Consider the following 16,385-nt stretch of genomic DNA (forward strand, 5'->3'; position numbering starts at 1 on the left):
TTCGAGCGTCGCGCTTGCGCGGGAGAGTTCCGGGACAGCCAGTCTCGGACGCCGAAGGAGCAATACCTCCCCGTCAATCTCTCAGGCACACGGACCGTGTGAGCTTCGACGTCTCTGGAAAGTGATGGGAGTACCCATCCGCCCAAGGTGAAAAGACGGCCGGACAGCTCCTCGAGTCCGGATCGGCTGAATCTCTCAGGCGCTCGTTTCGGTGAGCACGCGACAGAGGGGGAGGATCCGACCCTGTCGTACGCACACCTTGGAGCGCCCCGTGACCGAAAGTTCTTCCAGCACAGCTGATCCGCAATCGGTGAAGGCAGTGTTCGCCGACCGACACATTGGTCCGGACAGTAGCGAACTCGAACAAATACTTCAGGTTGTCGGCGTCGCGTCGTTGGATGAACTTGCGGCCCGTGCGGTGCCGAAGTCGATTCTCGATCTCGCGTCGTCTTCAGGTATCAGTGACGGTCTCGAAACTCTGCCGGAGCCGGTGGGCGAACATCAGGCCCTTGCCGAGTTGGCGGCCCTCGCCTCACAGAACACAGTGGCGACGTCGATGATCGGTCTCGGCTACTACGACACGCTGACGCCCCCGGTGTTGACTCGCGGAATACTCGAAAACCCAGCGTGGTATACCGCGTACACGCCTTACCAGCCGGAGATAAGTCAAGGTCGCTTGGAGGCGCTGCTCAACTTTCAGACGATGGTGTCCGATCTGACCGGCATGGAAGTGGCCAACGCGTCGATGCTCGACGAGTCCACTGCGGCCGCCGAGGCCATGACGCTTCTTCGCCGGGCGAATCGTAAGTCGACGTCATCGCGTTTCCTCGTGGACATCGATGTGTTCCCGCAGACTCATGCGATCCTCCGAACCAGGGCTGAGCCGCTGGGCATCGAATTGGTGTTCACCGATCTGGCCAAGGGTCTTCCCGAAGGTGACTTCTTCGGTGTACTTGCGCAGACGCCCGGTGCCTCGGGTGCGTTGGTCGACCACACGGACACGATCACGCGAGCACACGAGGCAGGTGCGCTCGTTGCGATCGGGGCAGACCTGTTGGCGCTGGCTTTGCTCACCCCGCCCGGTGAAGCGGGCGCGGACGTATGTTTCGGCACCACTCAGCGCTTCGGTGTACCTATGGGTTACGGCGGACCACACGCCGGGTATCTGGCAGTGCGTTCGCAACATTCGAGGCAGCTTCCAGGCCGTCTGGTCGGGGTGTCAGTCGACGCGGACGGAGACCTCGCCTACCGGCTTGCCCTGCAGACCAGGGAACAGCACATCCGTCGCGAGAAGGCGACCTCGAACATCTGCACCGCTCAGGTTCTGCTGGCGATCGTGGCGGCTATGTACGCCAGCTATCACGGAAGCGAGGGACTGCGAGCGATTGCGCGCCAAGTGAATTCGCACGCACGACGGCTTGCCGGCAGCCTTTCGGGTTCTGGCGTGGAATTGGTTTCGAGCCATTTTTTCGACACGGTCACGGCGATCGTTCCGGGACGCGCGCAAGGCATCGTTGATGCGGCCAAGGGTGCCGGTATCAATCTCCGATTCATCGATGCCGACAGAGTCGGAGTGTCCTGCGACGAGGCCACCACTTCAGCCCAGGTCGACGCCGTTCTGCGAGCCTTCGAAGCGGGTGACTCCGTTTCCGAGTCGATCGAGTCCATTCCGGCGAGCCTGGTGCGAACTTCGGAGTTCTTGACCCACCCGGCTTTCACTCGCCACCGCTCCGAGACCTCGATGCTCCGCTACCTGCGGATGCTCTCGGACAAAGACATTGCGCTCGACAGAAGCATGATCCCTCTCGGCTCGTGCACGATGAAACTCAATGCAACCGCGGAAATGGAGTCGATCACCTGGCCACAATTCGCACGGCTGCACCCCTTCGCTCCCGATGACGACACGGTAGGAATACGTTCTGTCATAGCCGATGTCGAGAAGTGGTTGGTCGACATCACCGGTTACGACGCCGTGAGTCTGCAGCCCAACGCGGGAAGCCAGGGGGAATATGCAGGATTGCTCGCTATCCGTAACTATCACCTCGGGCGGGGGGACAGTCACCGTGACGTCTGCCTGATTCCGTCGAGCGCACACGGCACGAATGCTGCCTCTGCCGTCATGGTGGGTATGAAGGTCGTCGTGGTGGCATGCCGTAGCAATGGCGATGTCGATGTCGACGACCTACGGGCCAAAATCGATCAGCATTCCGGTTCGTTGGCGGCGATCATGATCACCTATCCGTCGACCCACGGTGTCTACGAGCACGAGATCGACGACATCTGCGCACTCGTGCACGATGCAGGCGGTCAGGTGTACGTGGACGGGGCAAACTTGAATGCTCTTGTCGGCCTTGCCCGCCCGGGCCGTTTCGGTGGTGACGTAAGCCATCTGAATCTGCACAAGACGTTCTGCATTCCGCACGGTGGCGGCGGCCCCGGTGTCGGTCCGATCGGAGTACGCAGTCACCTGCAGCCATACCTTCCCGGGCACCCCCTACGAGCCGACCTCGGGGGCGGTCCCGCGGTTTCGGGCGCGCCGTTCGGCAGCGCGTCGATCCTCACCATCACGTGGGCATACATCCGCATGATGGGCGCGGTGGGACTGCGTCGCGCGACGCTCACCGCCATCGCGTCGGCAAACTACATAGCCCGGCGTCTGGACGAGCACTTTCCGGTTCTCTACACCGGCGACAACGGGATGGTCGCGCACGAGTGCATCCTCGATCTTCGAGGGTTGACCAAAGCGACGGGCGTCACGGTCGACGATGTCGCCAAGCGTCTTGCCGACTATGGGTTCCATGCGCCGACGATGAGCTTCCCCGTCGCAGGCACCTTGATGGTCGAGCCGACCGAGAGTGAAAATTTGGACGAGATCGACGCCTTCTGCGATGCCATGATCGCGATCCGCGCTGAGGTCGATCGAGTCGGCGCAGGGGAGTGGCCAGTGGAAGACAACCCACTTCGCGGTGCGCCGCACACTGCAAAAAGCCTCGTGGGTGAATGGAATCACCCATATTCGAGGGCTGAGGCAGTGTTCCCCGACGCAGTGAACGGAAGGGCGAAGGTCTGGCCGTCAGTGCGAAGAATCGATGGGGCACACGGAGATCGAAACCTCGTGTGCTCATGCCCGCCGATCGAGGCCTTCGCCTGAATCTATGCTCCGACGAGTTGCAGCATCGAGATTTCCGGTGGTGCTGCAACTCGTACAGGAGGGCCCCACGCTCCGGCGCCGCGCGTGGTGAACAGGGTCGTGCCGCCGATTCGGTCCAGTCCCTCGACGCTTGGCTGCTGTAGCGGCACCAGATAGCGCAGCGGCCAAATCTGACCCGCATGGGTGTGTCCGGACACTTGCATGTCCACTCCCATTTCGGAAGCCTCGTGCGCCTGCTTGGGTTGGTGGGCCAGGAGAAGGACGAATCGATCGGACTGACGCCCTTCGAGGGCAACGGTCAGATCTGGTTCGTAAGGCGCGGGTGCTGTCGCGTCGTTGATACCGGCGATGTCGATGCTTACGCCGTTTCGCGTCACTTCCTGGCGATCGTTTCGCAAAACGGTGATCCCCAGAGTCGACCACAAGTCGAGCCACTTGCCACCGTCGTTGGCGTAGAACTCATGGTTACCACTGACTCCGAAGACGCCCAGTGGTGCCGAATACTCGCGTAGCGGTCCCAGATCGGAGCCGACGAGATCGACGGTCCCATCGATGAGATCACCGTCCAGCAAGATCAGATCCGGGGCCTGCGCATTGATATCGTCGACGACCTTCTGAACGAAGGATTCCCCGCGGGCCGGTCCGACATGAAGGTCGGACACCAACGCGACTCGCAGCCCGTCGAATTCCGCCGGAAGTCGCTCGAGGGCAACCGTCGTAATAGTGATCCGCGGTTCGCTTGCTTCGAATACTCCATACGTGACTGCGGCGACGGACGCGACGGCAATCAGAGCAGAACCAAGTCTGTTCACCCGAAACCGGATAGCACCGGATTCGCGCCCGCGCAGCGACGACACGATACGGACCCCGAGGGTGACAATCCCGACGAGCAGGGTTCCCAAAACCAGATACAGAATCACAGCAAGCCAAGTGAGTCCGAGGAATCCCGGCAAGCGAGCCCAACTCGGATCGAACAACCCGCCCGAACCGATACCCACGAGTGCCAGTGCCCACATGATTGCGAATACGGCACCTGCGACCAAAGAATAGGGCCGGGGGAGTCGAGTCCCGCGTACGAAACGGAGATGAATCACCAGGCATACCAATGCGAGGAAGATACCGAACGCAAGAAGTCGAGTCATGTTTCAGTACAAGAACTTTCCGAGAAGTGCAGCTAGGTCGGATCCGTCCGAAGACGGAACGGTGGTGAACGTGCCACCGGTGACCGTGGACACCGCCTCCAAGGGAGCAGTGTCGGTATTGGTTCCGATCGATACGACATCGACCGCTACAGGTCTGGCCGGATCGACAAGCCTGGTGATATCGGTCAACACACTCTCGGACGAGTCCGCCGGATCGTCGTTCGGGCCGTCTGTGATGATGAGGATGCTGTTCGGTCTTCCCGGGACGAAACCTTCGAGTGCAGCACGGTATGCCGCGGTCATCGACGGGTAGGTCGAGGCTACGTTCTCAGGTTTCAGGCTCTGTGCCGCAGCGATGAGCGCTTGCCGTCTGCTACCGGCAGGAAGCTGTTCAGCCACCGTGCCGGTGGGAACCAATATCCGATACGAGCGATCCTTGACGAGATCCTTGCTGTCGGACCACAAACCCAGTTCGGTCGAATCGATAACTGCGTCGAACTGCGCAGTGAGTGCAGATGCAACGTTCTGCAGACGCGATCGACCACCTTCTTCGGTGTCCATCGATGTCGATACATCTATGACAACTGTCGATCGACGCTCTGCTGCAGGATTCGTCACGGCGTCGAGCAATGCTGTGTGGACGTCGGGTCCGGTTGGTGCGCCGAGCGGCGACGATCCAGGAGAGTCGTATCCCGCGTCGGTGAACATCCTCGAGTTCTCTGCTTGGAGAATGAACTCGACGAATTGGGCGCCGGCACGCCTGAGGGTCTCGTTCACCCAAGACCCGGACATGATGACCGACGGATAGTCGATCGACACCGTAGAGCCGGGTGGCGCATATCCCGTCAGTTCACTCTGACCGGACATACCGAGTTGTTGTTCGGTCACCGGAACCGAGTGAACGTCGGCGTTTGGCGAGAGCCCCCCTGCCAACCTGGACAACGCCATATCTGTCGAGTCGGGTACCACCGCCGCAACCCCGCGATCTGTCGTCGCAAGGGCGGCCAAAGTCGACCTTGTCGGCGACTGCAGCGGTAGCTGCAGAGGTGTCGTCTGCACATCGGACGAGGGGTTTGCCGACGATCCGACGGCGGCGAGAACGGCGGTCGTCGCATCGGAGTCCGGTCCGACGGGGAGTTGTATTCGGAGCCCACCCCATCCTGGCAGCGAAAGGCCGAGCAACGACTCCGGATTGCTCTGCAGTGCAGGGAGATCGGCCCAACCGACACCCTTCGCGTCCAGTGCCGCAGTCAACTGAGGAGGACTCGCGAGCACAACAGGGGTGCTCGCAATCGTTTTCGGCGTCCCGTCGACGGTTCCAGCCGGAAGCGCGGTGACCGAGTTGGACGAACGTGGTATCCACAGCGCAGGGATCGGTCCGAGGGCCGAGGCGTCCCAGCTTTGCTCGCCCGCTGCCAGAGCACCGGCGACAGCAGTCGAATCTGCCACCTCCACCGCGACAGAAATGCAGTGATCGCGAACGACGGGCCCGGTGGCGGCGAATCGTGTCGCGAGGTCGGTAACCTGCGAGGCGATATCGGGATCGACCGTGACCGACAACGTTTCGGCACCCTCGACGCAGGTCTCCGCCGCAGCAGCACCTTGATCGGCTATCCGATCACGCAATTCGAACCACCCGAACACGGCGAGCACCACCACGATGATGGCGCCCACCGTGATCAATGGGCCTTTGCTGATACTCCGTATTCCACCGGAGTTGCGATGTTCACCCACGTGCGAAGGGTTACGAGACCGTCAGTTGCCCGCGGCCTTGTACTCGCGTCTGCGTCGATGCAGAATCGGCTCGGTGTATCCGCTCGGCTGCTTGGCCCCTTCGAAGATCAGCTCGCTGGCGGCCTGGAACGCGATGTTGGTATCGAAGTCCGGAGCCAAGTTCTTGTACGTAGGGTCGGACGCATTCTGGCGATCGACGATGGGGGCCATGCGTTCGAGGCTCGCACGGACCTGATCCTCGGTAACGATGCCGTGGCGCAGCCAGTTCGCGATGAACTGGCTCGAAATCCTCAGCGTCGCCCGATCTTCCATCAAAGCAATGTCGTTGATGTCGGGCACCTTGGAGCAACCGACACCGTGATCGATCCACCGTACGACGTAGCCGAGAATCGACTGTGCACTGTTGTCGATTTCCTTCTGCTTCTGCTCTTCGCTCCAGTCTGTAGCGGGGGCAAGCGGAATCTCGAGGATCTCGTCGACGGTCGCGCGCTTGGCCTGTGCCAACTCCAGCTGGCGGGCGAAGACGTCGACCTTGTGGTAGTGCAAAGCGTGCAAAGTGGCTGCGGTGGGAGAAGGAACCCATGCGGTGTTGGCGCCGGCCTTCGGGTGGTTGATCTTCTGCTCGAGCATGTCGTGCATGAGATCGGGCATCGCCCACATGCCCTTCCCGATCTGCGCCTTACCCTTCATTCCTGCCGCGAGGCCGGTATCGACGTTGAAGTCCTCGTACGCCGAGATCCACTTCTGAGCCTTCATCTCGCCCTTGGGGACCATTGCGCCGGCCTCCATCGAGGTATGGATCTCGTCGCCGGTGCGGTCGAGGAAGCCTGTGTTGATAAAGACCACCCGCTCCTTGGCTGCCAGGATCGAAGCCTTCAAGTTGACCGTGGTACGACGCTCCTCGTCCATGATGCCCACCTTGAGCGTGTTCTCCGGCAACCCGAGCACCTGCTCGACGCGCCCGAAGAGTTCTGCTGTGAACGCAACCTCATCGGGTCCGTGCATCTTCGGCTTGACGATGTACAGCGAACCGGTTCGGCTGTTGGAGAGAAGGTTGTCTGCGGTCAACGAGTGCATTCCGGTGAGCGAGGTGAACAGCGCGTCGAGGATGCCCTCGGGTACTTCGTTGCCATCGGCGTCGAGAATGGCATCCGAGGTCATCAAGTGTCCGACGTTGCGGACGAACAACAGTGAGCGCCCGTGCAGGGTGACCGGTGAGCCGTCGACTCCGGTGTACGTGCGATCAGGGTTCAGAACGCGAGTGAACGTCTTCCCGCCCTTGGAAACATTCTCGGCGAGATCGCCTCTCATCAATCCGAGCCAGTTGCGGTAGCCGAGAACCTTGTCGTCGGCGTCCACGGCCGCGACCGAGTCCTCGAAGTCCATGATGGTCGTTACTGCCGATTCGAGCAGCACATCCTTCACACCCGCCGCGTCGGTGGCACCGATCGGGCTGTTCGAATCGATCTGAATTTCGAAGTGCAAGCCGTTGTGCACGAACAGAATTGCTGTGGGTGCATCCGGCGTCCCCTGGTATCCGAGCAGCTGCGCCGCATCTTTGAGGCCGGTGGTGGTTCCGTCTGCAAGGGTGACCGTCAGCGAAACCGCGTCGATGACGTATCCGGTCGATCCGACGTGTGACCCGGACGCCAAGGGAGCTGCCTCGTCGAGGAAATCGCGAGCAAAGGCGATAACCTTGTCACCGCGCACCTTGTTGTAGGAGGTGCCCTTTTCGGCGCCGTCCGTTTCGGGGATGGCGTCTGTGCCGTACAATGCGTCGTACAAAGAGCCCCAACGGGCATTCGATGCGTTGATCGCGAAACGCGCGTTGAGAACGGGAACGACGAGCTGCGGTCCGGCCGTCGACGTGATTTCCGTGTCGACGCCCGTGGTGGCGACGTCGAAGTCGGCGGGTTCGTCGACGAGGTAACCGATTTCCTTCAAGAATGACTTGTAGGCCGCACGGTCGTAGTCGTTTCCGGCATGCTCACCGTGCCAGGCGTCGACCTTGCCCTGAATCTCTTCACGAACGGCCAAGAGCGCCTTGTTCTTGGGGGAGAGATCGGTTATTACCGCCTCGGCACCGGACCAGAAAGCCTCCGATTGCACACCTGTACCTGGAAGTGCCTCGTTCTGTACGAAGTCGTACAGCACCTTGGCGACTTGAAGACCACCGACACGAACTCGCTCAGTCATGAATTCCTCACTCTTTCCGGTCTGGGCGCCCAGAAGGGCGGTAAAACGACATCGGCATCAATGTTACTCGGCAGTAAGTCGGACACCGTACCCGCCGCTCACCAGTAGATTCTGGCATCGCATCGCAAGCTCCGAACGGAGAGGGGCAGCCCTGGCCGACAGGTCGGTTTGCGCGCGCACATACTCTGCCCGACCGGACGGTGTTTCGATCGCGATAGGCGAGAGGTTGTAGGCGGAGAGGTCGTACGGACTCGCACGCATATCGATCGTTCGAGCATCGAGCGCAAGTTCGAAACAGTCGAGTACAAGCTTCGAGTCGATCAACGGTGAAAGTTTGTAGCTCCACTTGTACAGATCCATGCTCGCGTGCACACAACCAGGTTGCTCTCGTTCGGTCCTGCTTGTCGGGGACAGGTCGAGAAAATTCTTGGGGGCTGCGTCGGGGGTGAAGAACCTGAACGCGTCGTAATGCGTGCAGCGAATATTCATGGACTCGACCACCGCATCGGTGCCATCGTGGCCGAGCCGAAGGGGCACCGACCCGTGTCGCAAGGCAGGCTGTCCGCCCCGATAGACCATCGCCCACTCGTGGAGCCCGAAACACCCCAGATTGGGTTGGCGCGCCATTGTCGCCTCGAGAAGGTCCCGGGTGAACACGATGGCCGAACGCCGCTGCTCGATCAGAGAGCGGCGTACCCGATAGCCGGAGTCCGGTCCGTCGACGGGTTCGTAGGACGCGAACGCCGCGTAGTCCTGAGCGGCTTCGCCGGTCAGTTCGACGTCGAACCCAGGGTTCCAACGCTTCAGGTGGCCGGGTTTGTAGCTGTAGTAGGTGAACAAGAAGTCGAGTACCGGATGTGTATTGCCCTGTGCCCGATCGTGCAGATATGTGCCGATCAAACGGTCGACCCGAGCCGAGTGGTCCGCACGTCTGGCGGTCCAGTCCGGCTCGGTCAACGTCGTCGCTATCTCGGTCGCTGAGGTCCGCATCATCGGTCGGCGCTCGTCATTTTTCAGTTCTCGCCACCGGAACGTGCCGGTGAGGACTGGCCCGGTGAAGGCCCTGCAATGCGGTGGGTGCCGTCACGGACGGTTCCGACGAACTCCTCGACCAAATCTTCCAGTGCCACGATCCCGATCGTCGTGCCCGAAGAGTCGCTCACCGAGCCCAGGTGGCTGCTGGCTCGCCGAAGTCGAGTCAACGCGTCGTCCAGCATCGTCTCGGAAGTGACCACCGGAAGTCTTCGAACCTCGGAACGCGGAATGACCGTTTCCGGACCAGCAGCGTCGTCGAGCATATAGCTCAGAACATCCTTCAGATGGAGATATCCGACCATCGATCCGTCCTCGGCTTGCACCGGGTATCGCGAGAAGCCGGTGGCGATCACTGCCTCCTCGACGGACCCGAGCGTAGGACCGGAGCCGGGTTCGAGGCCGGAGAGTCGAACGCTGCGGACCTTGGCGGATGGAATGAGCACCTCCGCCACCGTGCGCCCGGAGATGTCCAGCGCCTGGGTGAGGCGTCGGTGCTCCTCTTCGTCGATGAGACCTTCCGATCGTGACTCGCCGATCATCTGCGAAAGCTCGACGGCGGACACCGACGAATCCAATTCGTCTTTGGGCTCGATGCGCAGTGCACGCAAGGTGAGGTTGGCACACATGTTGTAAAACGCGATCAGCGGTTTGGCGAGTTTGATGAACATCAGGTGGATCGGAACGAGCAACATTGCCGTCTTCTCTGGGCCTGCGATGGCGATGTTCTTCGGGACCATCTCGCCGATGAGGATGTGCAACACCACGACCAGCGCCAGTGCAATGGTGAAGGCAATCGGGTGCAGCAGGCTTTCCGGAATTCCGACCAGATCGAGTGGCTTCTCGACCAGATGTGCCACCGCCGGCTCGCCGACGCGGCCGAGGAGGATGGAACAGATCGTGATTCCCAGCTGTGCCGCAGCGAGCATGAGGGACAAATTCTGACTGGCCTCGATTACCGATTTTGCATTCTTTTTTCCTTGCGCCAGCAAGGATTCGAGTCGGTCACGGCGCGCCGAAATCAGTGAGAACTCGGCTCCCACGAAAAACGCATTGCCTCCGAGAAGGAGGACGGCGAGAAGTACGGAGAGGTAATCACCCACGAGCTCTGTCCTCCGATCGGATCTGCTCTATCACGTCGGGTCCGACCGGTTGCAACATCACTCGATCGATCCGCCTGCCATCCATTCTGGTGACTCGACCTGCCCATCCACCATGCGTATCGGCAGGGTCTTCCTCAGGTGGATCAGGCAGGATCACGCGGTCACCTTCGACAGGAATACGTCCCAGTTCGGTCAACACGAGTCCGCCGATGGTGTCGTACTCGCCTTCCGGCGCCCGGTATCCGGTCGCGGCTGCCACTTCGTCGATTCGGAGTAGACCCGAGCACAGCCAACTGTCCCCGAACCGCTGGACGTCGATCTCGGGCTCGTCGTGTTCGTCCCTGACGTCGCCGATGATCTCCTCGATCAGGTCTTCCATGGTCACCAAGCCTGCTGTACCACCGTATTCATCGACTACGAGGGCAACTTGCATGCCATCGGAGCGAACGCGCTCCATCACCGAATCACCGTCGAGACTCGACGGCACGACCGGCACATCCTGCGCGAGAGAGTCCAGGCGAGTCGCGGAACGTTTGCCTATCGGAACGGTGAAAGCGTGTTTGATGTGTACGACACCAACGGTGTCATCGAGGTCTCCGTCGACTACCGGGAAACGCGAAAAGCCAGTTCTAGCTGCCGTTTCGATAAGGTCGGATACCGAGTCGGACACCGACAGCGACTCGACTTTGACCCGGGGCGTCATCAATTCTTCTGCGGATCGCTCGCCGAACTTCAGTGATCGGCCGACAAGTCTGGCGGTGCCCTCATCCAGTGATCCTTGCCGCGCAGATGTGCGCACGAGCGATCCCAGTTCACTCGCTGACCTCGCCGAGCGCAATTCTTCTGCAGGTTCGAGTCCGAGTCTGCGGACCAGCCAGTTGGCAGAGCCGTTGAGTCCGTTGATCGCCCAGCGAAATATCATCGAGAACCCGGACATCGCGCCTGCTGTCGCCCTAGCAGTTCCCATCGGCATTGCGATTGCGATGTTCTTCGGGACCAGTTCACCGAAGATCATCGAAAACGACGTCGCGATGATCAGCGCTGCGGCCAACGACACAGCAGATGCGACGGAGGTGGATGCGCCCAGTGCAGTCAGAACCGGAACGAAGAAGCCGGCGAGGACGGGTTCGGCGAGATAGCCGGTGATAAGTGTGGTGATGGTGATGCCGAGCTGGGCCCCGGAGAGTTGGAACGACAGCGTTCGGTGGGCGCGTTGGACCTGACGTGAGCGCGCATCTCCGACGGTGCTCACCGACGAGTCTACTGTGCTCTTCTCGAGAGCTGTCAGAGAGAATTCGGCTGCCACGAACAACGCGGTACCTGCGGTAAGAGCCACGAACCCGATGAGGCCCGCGAGGCTGACGACGATGTCCATCCGCTACCGCCGCCGAAGTTCCGAGAGGAGCATCGCACCCTGTCCGGAGGCGATTGCGCCGCGGCCGAATGTCACCCCGCCGCGGTGTGGAGTTAGCTTGAACGTTGGTGGATCGCCGGGTTTGTCTCCCGGCTCGCTAGAGGAGCCCTCCGAAGTGGAGCCCTCGCCACCGGACTCGGGGGGAGCAGTCTCGGTGCTGGTGATGACGGGTGCCTCAGGCACCTGGTTCCCTTCTGTTGTTCCGCGACGAATCGATCGGCGGAAGTGAGTTGTAAGCGTGAGCCATCATTCTACCGGCTGACTGGCACGAGGTCCGATCGTGGGCCGAACCGACCGCCGTCACAGGTCACCATCCCGACGGAAGCGGGCGACCTTCGGCGAAGCCGGCCGCCGACTGCACACCGAGCACAGCGCGCGCGTGAAGTTCGGGAAGGGTGCGGGCACCCGCATAGGTGCAGGTGCTGCGAACTCCGGAACAGATGTAGTCGATGAGATCCTCGACACCGGGGCGATCCGGATCCAAACGCATTCGCGAACTGGAGATTCCCTCTTCGAACAGAGCCTTCCTTGCACGATCGAACGCACTGTCGGCAACCGTTCGTGCAGCAACGGCGCGCTTGGACGCCATTCCGAAGCTCTCCTTGTACGCGTTGCCCGCTGAATCGATCCGAAGATCACCCGGTGACTCGTAAGTACCGGCGAACCATGATCCGATCATCACGTTTGCCGCACCCGCTGCCAACGCGAGGGCGACGTCCCGGGGATGGCGCACCCCGCCGTCGGCCCACACCGAGGCACCCACTCGAGCGGCAGCCTCGGAACACTCGGCAACGGCCGAAAATTGTGGTCGACCGACTCCGGTCATCATCCGTGTCGTGCACATTGCTCCTGGCCCAACGCCGACCTTGACGATATTCGCGCCGGCGGCCACGAGATCTCGAGTCGCTGTAGCGGAAACAACATTTCCTGCCGCGAGTGGAACACCGAGATCGAGAGACCGGACCGAAGTCAAAGCGTCGAGCATCTTCTTCTGGTGACCGTGAGCGGTGTCGATCACGAGTAGGTCAGCACCGGCCTCGACGAGCGCCCGAGCTTTCGCCGCGACGTCGCCGTTGATACCGACAGCCGCCGCGACACGAAGTCGCCCCGATCCGTCGACAGCGGGCGCATAAATGCCGGTGCGGATTGCTCCGGTGCGCGTCAACACTCCGGCTAGCGCTCCATCCGGTCCGATCAGCACGGCAAGTCCCTCATGGGCGGCATCCAACGCATCGAAGATCACCCGAGGGGAGGCATCGGATGGCACCGTGACGAAGTCGGTCGTGGCGACCGACTGCAGTCTGGCGAACCGGTCGACATCCGTACAGGTCGATTCGGTGACGACACTGACGGGTCGGCCGCCTTCCACGACGACTACCGCGCCGTGTGCCCTCTTGTGCATCAGCGCGAGTGCGTCCGACACCGACGCATCCGGACCGAGTACGACCGGAGTGTCTGCGATCAGATCCCGGCTCTTGACGAACGCGACGGTCTCGGCCACGGCTGCGGTCGGTAGATCTTGAGGAAGAACGGCAATGCCACCCCGACGAGCAACGGTCTCGGCCATTCTGCGGCCCGAGACCGCGGTCATGTTCGAGACGACGATGGGGATGGTTGTGCCCGATCCGTCGACAGTTGAGAGATCGACATCGAACCGAGAAGTGACATCGGTTCGGTTCGGGACGAGGAAAACATCGTCGTACGTCAGGTCATGGGGCGGATGTTGGCCATCGAGGAACTGCACGTTGGGTCAGCGTACGCGTCATCGCGTAACAGGGTGTCCGGCGACATTTGCCTGCGCTCGTGAGAGGGCAACTGTTGCAACGACCATCACGGTCACGCAGATCGCAATGACCGCCAAAGAGAACGCGTCGTCGCGAATGCGTTCGTCCAGGACGGTGATTCCGAGAAATGCGGCTCCGAACGGTTCCCCGATGGTGATGGCCGGAAGTGAAGCAGACAACGGTCCGGACTGGAAAGCGCGCTGCTGGAGGTAGAAGCCGAGGATTCCGCACCCGACGAGTGCGTACGTCTGCCAGGCAGTAACGGCTTCGACAAGACCGGTTCCCAGAAGATCGGTGACGTACTTCGTCAACGCGACGGCCATCCCGAAGAGCACTCCTCCGGCCGCACCGAGCAACAGAGCCCGCCGACCCGGGTTGGTCGACAACAATCCAACAAGTGTGGCGGCCAACACGAGGCCCGAGGCAATGGCCAACGGAATCATCCACTCGGAGAACGGTGCATCGGAGTTTCCCTCCGTTGGGTCACCGACGACGATGAAGACGGCGAGCGCGGCTGCCAACGCCACCGCCCACACCCATGTCGAACGCGTCATTCGGGAGCCGGCGAATTTTGCGGACAGAGGCAAGGCAAACAGCAGCATGGAGACGATCAAGGGTTGCACGATGAGGACCGAGCCGACCCATAGTGCGGCAACTTGAAATCCGTAACCCCCGATGTCTCCGCAGAGACCGGCCCACCACCGTGGGCTTCGAAGGAGTGTGGTGATCAGCGATTGGTTCTCGGGCACCGCTGCGGCAGCACTTTGTTGAGCGACCGATGCGCAAGCGAACAGGAATGCTGCAATCAGCGCCAGTACGATCGACAACATCGGTAGTCCGTTCATCGGCGTCCCGATCGGCCTGGCTTGTCCCTGGTACGCCGCGGCACTGGGCGCCTTCGGCGATCCACCTCGCGTGCGGGCCCGCTCTGGCGGACTGTGGGTATCACCTCGACGACTGGTGATCCCGGAGGTGCCTGCGCACCCGTGGACTCGGCCAGTGCCGGACTCGACGCGGTCACGTCGGTGAACTCGGCCAGGATCCCGGCCTCGGCGGCAAGCGCCGCGACGTGCGATTGCTGGCTATCGGTGACAAGCGTGACGACGGTGCCGGTCTCTCCTGCCCGCGCTGTACGCCCGGCGCGATGCGTGTAGTCCTTCGCATCAGCGGGCGGATCCACGTGCACGACCAGTGTGATTCCGTCGACGTGCAGGCCGCGGGCCGCGACATCGGTGGCTACCAAGACCGTAACCGAACCATCCGCAAATGCAGCGAGAGTTCTGGTTCGATTGGCCTGAGATTTGTCACCGTGCAACGCGAGTGCAGACACGCCCACTTCGCGCAGAGATGCGGTGAATCGATCCGCCGCATGCTTGGTGCGCAGAAAGATCATGGTTCGCCCTGTTCGCGACGCGATCCGCAGTGCGATCGAATTCTTGTCGGTGTCGGCCACGCGGAAGAAGAGGTGTTTCATTGTCGCCTGAGCGAGTGCGGGTGGCTCGGCGGAGTGAATGGCGGGGGAGTCGAAGTACCGCTGCACCAGGTCGTCGACATCTCCATCGAGGGTCGCTGAGAACAGCATGCGCTGTCCACCTTTCGGGGTGCGGTCCACAAGCTTTCGCACCTGCGGTAGAAAGCCGAGATCGGCCATCCGATCAGCTTCGTCCACCACTGTGATGGCGATGTCGGCGAGAGAGACAGCAGCGTGCTGAATGAGATCCTCGAGACGTCCTGGGGTCGCCACAACGACGTCGACGCCGCGCATGAGGCGTTCGGACTGGCGCTTCATCGGTACCCCGCCGACGATTCCCATCACTCGGACGCCCAACGCGAGTGCCGGTTCCTCCAGCGCCCGTTCGATTTGCAAGGCCAACTCGCGTGTCGGAACCAGTATCAACCCGCGGGGACTTCTCGGTCGGCTACTCGCACCCGACAGTCGCTGGAGCATCGGCAATCCGAATGCAAAGGTCTTCCCGGACCCGGTCGGCGCGCGACCGAGAATGTCTTGTCCGGCAAGGGCATCGGGGATCGCTGCGGTCTGGATGTCGAACGGAATATCGATACCGATCCGATTCAAAGCATGGATCAAGACAGGTCGGAGTCCCAAATCGGCAAACGACGTTTCGGAACGGGGCATAGCGGAACAGTACCGCCCGGGAAGTTTCTGTCGGTGCCATAGGCAATCATTCTCGATGCGAACATACGTTCGAGACCGTTGATCCGGCCTGCCTTTGCGCTGTTGGATCCAGACAAGCTTGGGGGAGCTATGTGTGCAATGTGTGACGGGCAGTCGATGGAGGGCTACGTGCGGAAGGTGCACGGCCTCGTGGACCGCCATGGTTGGGCTTTGCAGTATGTCAATTCGGAGGTGAATTCGAACTTCGATCCAGACAACGCCGGTGTGATCGAACCGGCATTCTGCTACACAGTCGGTTTGACGGCCCTCGGACACCCCGAGTTGATCGTGACGGGGCGATCACCCGGGGAATCTGCCGCCGCATTGAACACGCTGGCCAGGCGGGTGATCCTCGGCGGTCGGGCGTTCGAGCCCGGCATGGAGTCCGCGGCAGCCGGTTTCGACTTTCACTTCGTCGACGTGACCTACTGCGATGAGTGGCTCCTCATGGCTTCGGAGGTGTACCCATCCGATCGGATCCGCGCGGTGCAGGCCGTGTGGCGTGACTCCCAGGGGGACTTGCCATGGGAAGGCGACGTGTCCTCGACGATCGTGCAACCCATCCTCGGAACGCCGTTGGGCTGGGGTCTTTACGACTGAATCCGACATTCGGATCATGCCGGGCGACAGTGCGGTGGCACCCATCGATATGT

11 protein-coding genes and 1 riboswitch are annotated in these 16,385 nt (G+C 61.5%); of the genes, 2 read left to right on the forward strand and 9 right to left on the reverse strand.

Annotated elements, in window-relative coordinates; all coding sequences use genetic code 11:
- Positions 1 to 9 precede the first annotated feature (9 nt).
- Positions 10 to 107: riboswitch (glycine riboswitch) on the forward strand.
- Positions 108 to 271: 164 nt separating this feature from the next.
- A complete protein-coding gene (gene gcvP, locus BJI47_RS11650; RefSeq protein ID WP_254900542.1) occupies positions 272 to 3,151 on the forward strand; it encodes an aminomethyl-transferring glycine dehydrogenase in 2,880 nt (959 codons plus the stop codon).
- Between the two features lie 2 nt (positions 3,152 to 3,153).
- Here the strand turns inward: gcvP and BJI47_RS11655 are convergent, their stop codons facing one another.
- From BJI47_RS11655 to BJI47_RS11700, 9 genes are all read right to left on the reverse strand, one after another.
- Positions 3,154 to 4,293, reverse strand: a complete 1,140-nt coding sequence (locus BJI47_RS11655; RefSeq protein ID WP_088943868.1) for a metallophosphoesterase — start codon at positions 4,291 to 4,293, stop codon at positions 3,154 to 3,156.
- Positions 4,294 to 4,296: 3 nt separating this feature from the next.
- A complete protein-coding gene (locus BJI47_RS11660; protein WP_254900543.1) occupies positions 4,297 to 6,027 on the reverse strand; it encodes a substrate-binding domain-containing protein in 1,731 nt (576 codons plus the stop codon).
- A 21-nt stretch (positions 6,028 to 6,048) separates the two neighbouring features.
- Complete coding sequence (locus BJI47_RS11665; RefSeq protein ID WP_088943869.1) at positions 6,049 to 8,223, reverse strand: malate synthase G; 2,175 nt, start codon at positions 8,221 to 8,223, stop codon at positions 6,049 to 6,051.
- A gap of 63 nt (positions 8,224 to 8,286) precedes the next feature.
- Positions 8,287 to 9,216, reverse strand: a complete 930-nt coding sequence (locus tag BJI47_RS11670) for a 3-methyladenine DNA glycosylase (protein ID WP_088943870.1) — start codon at positions 9,214 to 9,216, stop codon at positions 8,287 to 8,289.
- Positions 9,217 to 9,236: 20 nt separating this feature from the next.
- Entirely contained in the window at positions 9,237 to 10,358 is a 1,122-nt protein-coding gene (locus BJI47_RS11675) for a hemolysin family protein (RefSeq protein ID WP_088943871.1), read from the reverse strand.
- Entirely contained in the window at positions 10,351 to 11,733 is a 1,383-nt protein-coding gene (locus BJI47_RS11680) for a hemolysin family protein (RefSeq protein WP_088943872.1), read from the reverse strand. The genes BJI47_RS11675 and BJI47_RS11680 overlap by 8 nt, the downstream gene beginning before the upstream one ends.
- 346 nt (positions 11,734 to 12,079) lie before the next feature.
- Entirely contained in the window at positions 12,080 to 13,516 is a 1,437-nt protein-coding gene (locus BJI47_RS11690) for a GuaB1 family IMP dehydrogenase-related protein (RefSeq protein ID WP_088943874.1), read from the reverse strand.
- Between the two features lie 18 nt (positions 13,517 to 13,534).
- Positions 13,535 to 14,401, reverse strand: a complete 867-nt coding sequence (locus BJI47_RS11695) for a DMT family transporter (RefSeq protein WP_088943875.1) — start codon at positions 14,399 to 14,401, stop codon at positions 13,535 to 13,537.
- Positions 14,398 to 15,693, reverse strand: a complete 1,296-nt coding sequence (locus BJI47_RS11700) for a DEAD/DEAH box helicase (protein WP_088943876.1) — start codon at positions 15,691 to 15,693, stop codon at positions 14,398 to 14,400. Before BJI47_RS11700 ends, BJI47_RS11695 begins: the two co-directional genes overlap by 4 nt.
- A 138-nt stretch (positions 15,694 to 15,831) precedes the next feature.
- Between BJI47_RS11700 and BJI47_RS11705 the strand changes: the two genes are divergently transcribed.
- Positions 15,832 to 16,332 (forward strand): DUF4262 domain-containing protein, encoded by a 501-nt coding sequence (locus BJI47_RS11705; RefSeq protein WP_254900544.1) that lies wholly within the window; start codon positions 15,832 to 15,834, stop codon positions 16,330 to 16,332.
- The last annotated feature ends 53 nt before the right edge of the window (positions 16,333 to 16,385 follow it).

The organism is Rhodococcus sp. 1168 (assembly GCF_002091955.1).
In the GTDB taxonomy this organism is placed as follows: Bacteria; Actinomycetota; Actinomycetes; order Mycobacteriales; family Mycobacteriaceae; genus Rhodococcoides.

Coding starts and splice junctions, on each gene's coding strand:
- BJI47_RS11655 (WP_088943868.1), bottom strand. CDS start 4,293: ATGACTCGACTTCTTGCGTTCGGTATCTTCCTCGCATTGGTATGCCTG.
- BJI47_RS11665 (WP_088943869.1), bottom strand. CDS start 8,223: ATGACTGAGCGAGTTCGTGTCGGTGGTCTTCAAGTCGCCAAGGTGCTG.
- BJI47_RS11670 (WP_088943870.1), bottom strand. CDS start 9,216: ATGATGCGGACCTCAGCGACCGAGATAGCGACGACGTTGACCGAGCCG.
- BJI47_RS11680 (WP_088943872.1), bottom strand. CDS start 11,733: ATGGACATCGTCGTCAGCCTCGCGGGCCTCATCGGGTTCGTGGCTCTT.
- BJI47_RS11695 (WP_088943875.1), bottom strand. CDS start 14,401: ATGAACGGACTACCGATGTTGTCGATCGTACTGGCGCTGATTGCAGCA.
- BJI47_RS11700 (WP_088943876.1), bottom strand. CDS start 15,693: ATGCCCCGTTCCGAAACGTCGTTTGCCGATTTGGGACTCCGACCTGTC.
- BJI47_RS11705 (WP_254900544.1), top strand. CDS start 15,832: ATGTGTGACGGGCAGTCGATGGAGGGCTACGTGCGGAAGGTGCACGGC.